The sequence below is a fragment of the Methylomonas rosea genome, assembly GCF_024505055.1.
Taxonomy (GTDB): Bacteria; Pseudomonadota; Gammaproteobacteria; order Methylococcales; family Methylomonadaceae; genus Methylomonas; species Methylomonas rosea.
In genome coordinates this window covers 1-4,669 of record NZ_JANIBL010000115.1, presented here as the reverse complement: position 1 = coordinate 4,669, position 4,669 = coordinate 1, and the positions used below count along the sequence as shown (strand labels likewise).

At 44.2% G+C, this 4,669-nt stretch carries 5 protein-coding genes; 3 read left to right on the top strand and 2 right to left on the bottom strand.

What is annotated here, in order from left to right:
* Together NP589_RS21170 and NP589_RS21165 are read right to left on the bottom strand one after the other, a co-directional pair.
* On the bottom strand, window positions 1–519 hold a 519-nt coding region (locus NP589_RS21170; protein ID WP_443190968.1), incomplete at its 3' end, for a phage integrase.
* A gap of 375 nt (window positions 520–894) precedes the next feature.
* Window positions 895–1,977 (bottom strand): phosphotransferase, encoded by a 1,083-nt coding sequence (locus NP589_RS21165; protein ID WP_256608749.1) that lies wholly within the window; start codon window positions 1,975–1,977, stop codon window positions 895–897.
* 1,162 nt (window positions 1,978–3,139) lie between these two features.
* Here NP589_RS21165 and NP589_RS21160 point away from each other — a divergent pair.
* From NP589_RS21160 to NP589_RS21150, 3 genes are all read left to right on the top strand, one after another.
* A complete protein-coding gene (locus NP589_RS21160; RefSeq protein WP_256608748.1) occupies window positions 3,140–3,352 on the top strand; it encodes a hypothetical protein in 213 nt (70 codons plus the stop codon).
* A complete protein-coding gene (locus NP589_RS21155; RefSeq protein ID WP_256608747.1) occupies window positions 3,349–3,828 on the top strand; it encodes a hypothetical protein in 480 nt (159 codons plus the stop codon). Before NP589_RS21160 ends, NP589_RS21155 begins: the two co-directional genes overlap by 4 nt.
* A gap of 142 nt (window positions 3,829–3,970) precedes the next feature.
* The coding region (locus tag NP589_RS21150; RefSeq protein WP_256608746.1) for a hypothetical protein at window positions 3,971–4,669 on the top strand (699 nt) is incomplete at its 3' end.

The window sequence follows — 4,669 nt, the reverse complement described above, 5'->3', positions numbered from 1 at the left end:
ACCTAAAGCTTCTACAATGGCATTTTGCTCAGTTTTGGAAAAAATTCGTTCTCGATGCTTGGGTTGAGGGGGGCGTCGAACATCTCGAGTTGGATTCTTGTCAATCCACTGCCATTCCCGACGAGCTTGTTCAAACACCGAAGACAATAGATTCATCTCCCTATTCACTGTTGATGGCTGTACTGTCTTTAGGCGGTTATCTCGCCATTCAGCAAGTATTGGGGTGGTGACTGAATCGAGTTTATAATTTGCGAATGGTAATCGCTTCCAAGCGTTTACCCTAATTAGTTCCCACCGTGCTCCGCGTTTGCTAGGACTAACTTCCACTGCATAGCGTTCTAGAGCATCCATCAGAGTCTTATCAACTTTTTGCTTAATTCCACCAGATAATATCTCTGCCTCGGTAATTGCTGCCCAAGCAGTAGCTTGCGCTTTGGTTGAAAAAGTTCCACTTTTCCTGGTGCCACTCTTACAGACCTGAGCGAACCACTTAGATCCCCGCTTCTGAATTGATGCCATGATGTAATTTTGATGTAAATGATGTGAACAATATTACATCAGACTAGACAGCTATGGAATATAGACTCGCCATAAGCTCATGAAAGTAAAGAATTTTGAAGCATACTGGATTATACTGAAACTTATTTTCAGTGCCTCTCCTCGGCACCATTTTATTTTTGTTTTTGTTAAAAACGGCAAAACTGAAAATAAAAAATCCTTGTAGATTTTCTTATAGCTACAAACCTATAACGCTCAGTTATAAATCCAATAATTGCGTTAAGCCTCTTAACTCACCTCAAGACTCTCACTCTCAAAATCGCCGCCAAAAGTTTCCACCGCTACTCTCCGATTAAATCCAGCATACAATTACTTTCCAACACTCACACGAAAAGCTCATAGGGCTAACGCGGCGTAGCTATCGTTATCATCCACTGCTGCCGAAGCGCGCGCAATTAACTCCAAGTTGCTGTTATGCTCCATCATGCCCCCGATAGCTAAGGTAACAATCATCGCTTCGAACGGATACACCAAATGAGCGCGGTAGCGTTGGTGATACACCTCTTCGTCCAACTCGCCAATGCCGTGATTGGCTAACGATGCCAAATATAGCTCCAGCAACTGTTTTTCATGAGCGCGCCTAGAATCCGGCTTCAGCGATGTAGCTAAAAAATAAGCAAGGTCACTAACACCTTCGCCCATCCGTACCAATTGCCAATCTAGAAAGCCCGGCTCGGCCTGACTCCAGAATAGATTGCCGGGGTGACAGTCATGATGCACCAGTGTTTGCACACCGGTTGCCAAGATTTTGGTGATTCGCCGCCGATCCGCAGCATAATGCAGCGCGGATTTATGCAATTTGCTGGGCACCAAACGACCCGCGCGCTCGAGGCCAAGTCTCATCAGCGGCACCGCCAGTAAGGTACCCATATGGTTCTCGATATTGTGACTAAAACCGTTTAACCAACGATGCGTTTTCAGTAGTCCGGCATTACCCCAATAGTGAGCATGAAAACCGGCTAGCTTTTCCACCACCCGCCGAGCTTGTTCTAGGGACAAGGCGTCGGCGGCAAGCCCGGGCCGACAACCCAGTTCGTCCAGGTCTGTCATTACCAATGTGGTCCCGCGACCTAACAGACTTTCAGCCGCTAAAATTTGCGGCAAATTGACCGGCGCCCCCTGTGAAAGCGAATTATAAAAATGGACTTCCTTATGCAATAAGCGCGGTATAGCGGTAATCGCTCTGGACTTAATTGCCAGCGACGGCGTTTTTACAAACCATCGACTTGGTACGACGCCGATGGCGTCGTGTTTAACGGTAAGCCGTAAGCGTGTCGATGTGCCGATATTGATGGATTGAACGTCTACTGCACTTACTTTGGCACTGGCCGCATATCGGTTAACGATACGTTGCGCCCATTGTCGGGATAATTGATCCGGACGATGCACGACAATATTGTTTCTAAAACGGTTCAACATTGGATTAAGCCAGTCTCAAATATTTGATAAATCGAAATATTAGCCGCCGTATTCATTCAATTTAATTTCATCGATCAAACAGTGCTTAACTAATTATCAAAAATTAATGTATTCCTATAGTTTTTCAGGCAATAAAAAACCCGCCAAGTTATTAACTTGCGGGCTATTACTCAATCGTCTACCTCAAAAAACTTGGTCGGGACGGCGTCAACCGAATCTTAAGCCAAATCGCAGAGGTAGAGAGCTCTCAAGCATCCGTATCACATGCTGTTACTGTAATAGTTACTGCACATTAAGATCATATTTTATGTGAGAGCAGTGCGCCCTTGCAACTACCAATCCAGACTACTCAGCGCAGCAAATTACAGATTTCGTTAGCCCCATCAGGGTTTCAACTGGTCCTTCTCCAACGTAGGCTTACAACCACATTTCCAACTCACCCCGAAAAATCGCCAGATTAAGCAGACTGTATCATTAAGAGGTGCTTGTTCAAGGTATCTTGTCAGACTTCCCCATCTGGCGTTGCGCAAACTTCGATTTGCGAACATTAGTCCCCTTCCCAACCCAGCAACCGCCAGAGATTGGGTTGCTAAAAACTCCATGAATTTTGCAAAGCAACATCATGGTCACCACCTATTGGTTGCCTGGCAAAGCGGATTTTTCTTCAATTTCGGTCAATTTTCTGTGACTTGAAAAATTTTTTTAACACCATACTGGACCGCTATGGACTAACGTGGACAATAACTTGCAAAAACTAATTATTACTTATAAAACAGATACTTGTGAATTTTTATCACATGGGTAGAATGTTACCAACTGACGTATTTTCGGAACGAATGACACAGGAATTTTCCAAGGTCGATTGTTAACGCCAGTGAAAACGCGATGGGAGAGTTCCCCGAAAACGATATTGAATGAGCAAACCTAATCATCAGGTCGGGCAAACGAAACATGGGGGTGGGTGACATCCTGAAAGAATGTTGCAACCCAAATACGTAAGCGAGTACGAATGAAAAATTAAAGGAGGTAACCGAACGATCATTAATAAAGTAAAGACACTGCAGGCTACAACCCGCAGTGTCTCTAAGCTCTCATCCTTGGGTGACCCGCAAAAGACGCCCAAGGATTTACAAAATTCATTACGTTCCGAAGGAGGAAAATTATGAAAATTTTGCATTGGCAGTATATCGCCAAAGCCACGCTGAATACAGCTGGTTGGTGTTTAACAGGTGATGAGCATTTAGGTTCGGCGACAACTCCAACTATAGGTGAGCTGATGCTCCTAAATTATAGCCGCCATCACGCGCGGCAAAAAAACCAGTGCGTAATCGCACATCATTGGCTTGGGAAAATTAACATGGGGAAGGTGTCATGAGAAACCTTGAAATGTCTGAAACCGAACATAACGACTTGGAGGCGAATATTCAGCAACTTTACGACTTAACACAAGGCTTTACAGAACAGTCGTCACAGTTCTTGTCTACGCTCTATTCGGTAAAAAAATCCCGCTTTTTTACGAGATGGGACGAGAAAACCGCTAGTGAGTTTTCAGATAACTTTAACCGGTCGTTGTATTCAGTTTACCCATGGGTCCAATGTTTTGTGCGTGAGCATTCGTCCGTTGTAATGACCGCCATAAATATTGGCCAGAAACCTGATTTATGTAACTTTGCAAGCCTTAGTGCTTTGAGCAGTGTGCCTAAAAATCAGCAGAAAAGAGCCTTTGAAAAAGCTTTGAAGGCCATTCCCGATTGCGACATTAAAAGAGCAAATTTAATAATTCGCTCGGTAAATAAAAGCATGGGATTGGGCGATATTCTTACTGAATATTCCACCGAGTTATGTAAGTAGTCGTAACTACGTTTATGAGTACCGCCAGTGAATATTGGCGGTACTTTATTTCCCAGTATGGCTAAAAAATACGTTCAATGCAACGGAAACAAATGAAGCAAAGGGATTTGCAACTAACCTATCGAACTCAAGGAAAATAATGATGCAAAATCAAAACAAGGCCACCAGTTCAGAAAATGGCAAAAACCGCGCAATCATTCCGCTTGCCGTTCCAGAACTATCAGTTACGTCCGAACTACAGGTTGAATCAGTAGATAGCGGGCTTTCTGAAGAAAATATCAAAGAGGAACTCAAACAACTAGGTGAAATGCTCGGCGACTACGTTAAGTTGGGAGGCGCAATTCGTATCAAAATATACGGAATGTTAGAGCGCGGTTTTCATGAGTGCATGAACCGCAAACCTACTGCGTTGCTTGACGAAATTGAAGTTGATGGAGTTTCCGGCCGTCACAAATATAGGTTATTGCAAGCGGCAATAAACGAATGGGAGATCGGCATTCCACCCAATACACTTTTGGAATCGCATTCTCGTCAACTGGACGCACTGGAATCGCCAGAAGATAAACAGCTCGCATACGAAATGGCTGTCCAATGTGCAAGTGGGGAACGGCAGACAGCGAAACATTTTGAGCAAGCAGTAGAACAGGTTTTGGCGATAAACCTCGCAAAACTTGCCGCCGTCAACGATGTCACCAAAAATCAACTGCTTCCAGCAAAAGCAGAAGAGCCCAATAAACGCTACACAGCGATAAGTGTTTTTGAAAGTATCGCTAAAACCAGTTCTTCCCAAAAAGCTGATGTTTTTAAAGGTGTTTTGCAAAGCAGCAAAGATGTGTTGGCG

What these genes read in the sequence shown, in the direction of transcription:
- NP589_RS21165 (WP_256608749.1), bottom strand. Translation starts at nt 1,977, where the DNA reads ATGTTGAACCGTTTTAGAAACAATATTGTCGTGCATCGTCCGGATCAA.
- NP589_RS21160 (WP_256608748.1), top strand. Translation starts at nt 3,140, where the DNA reads ATGAAAATTTTGCATTGGCAGTATATCGCCAAAGCCACGCTGAATACA.
- NP589_RS21155 (WP_256608747.1), top strand. Translation starts at nt 3,349, where the DNA reads ATGAGAAACCTTGAAATGTCTGAAACCGAACATAACGACTTGGAGGCG.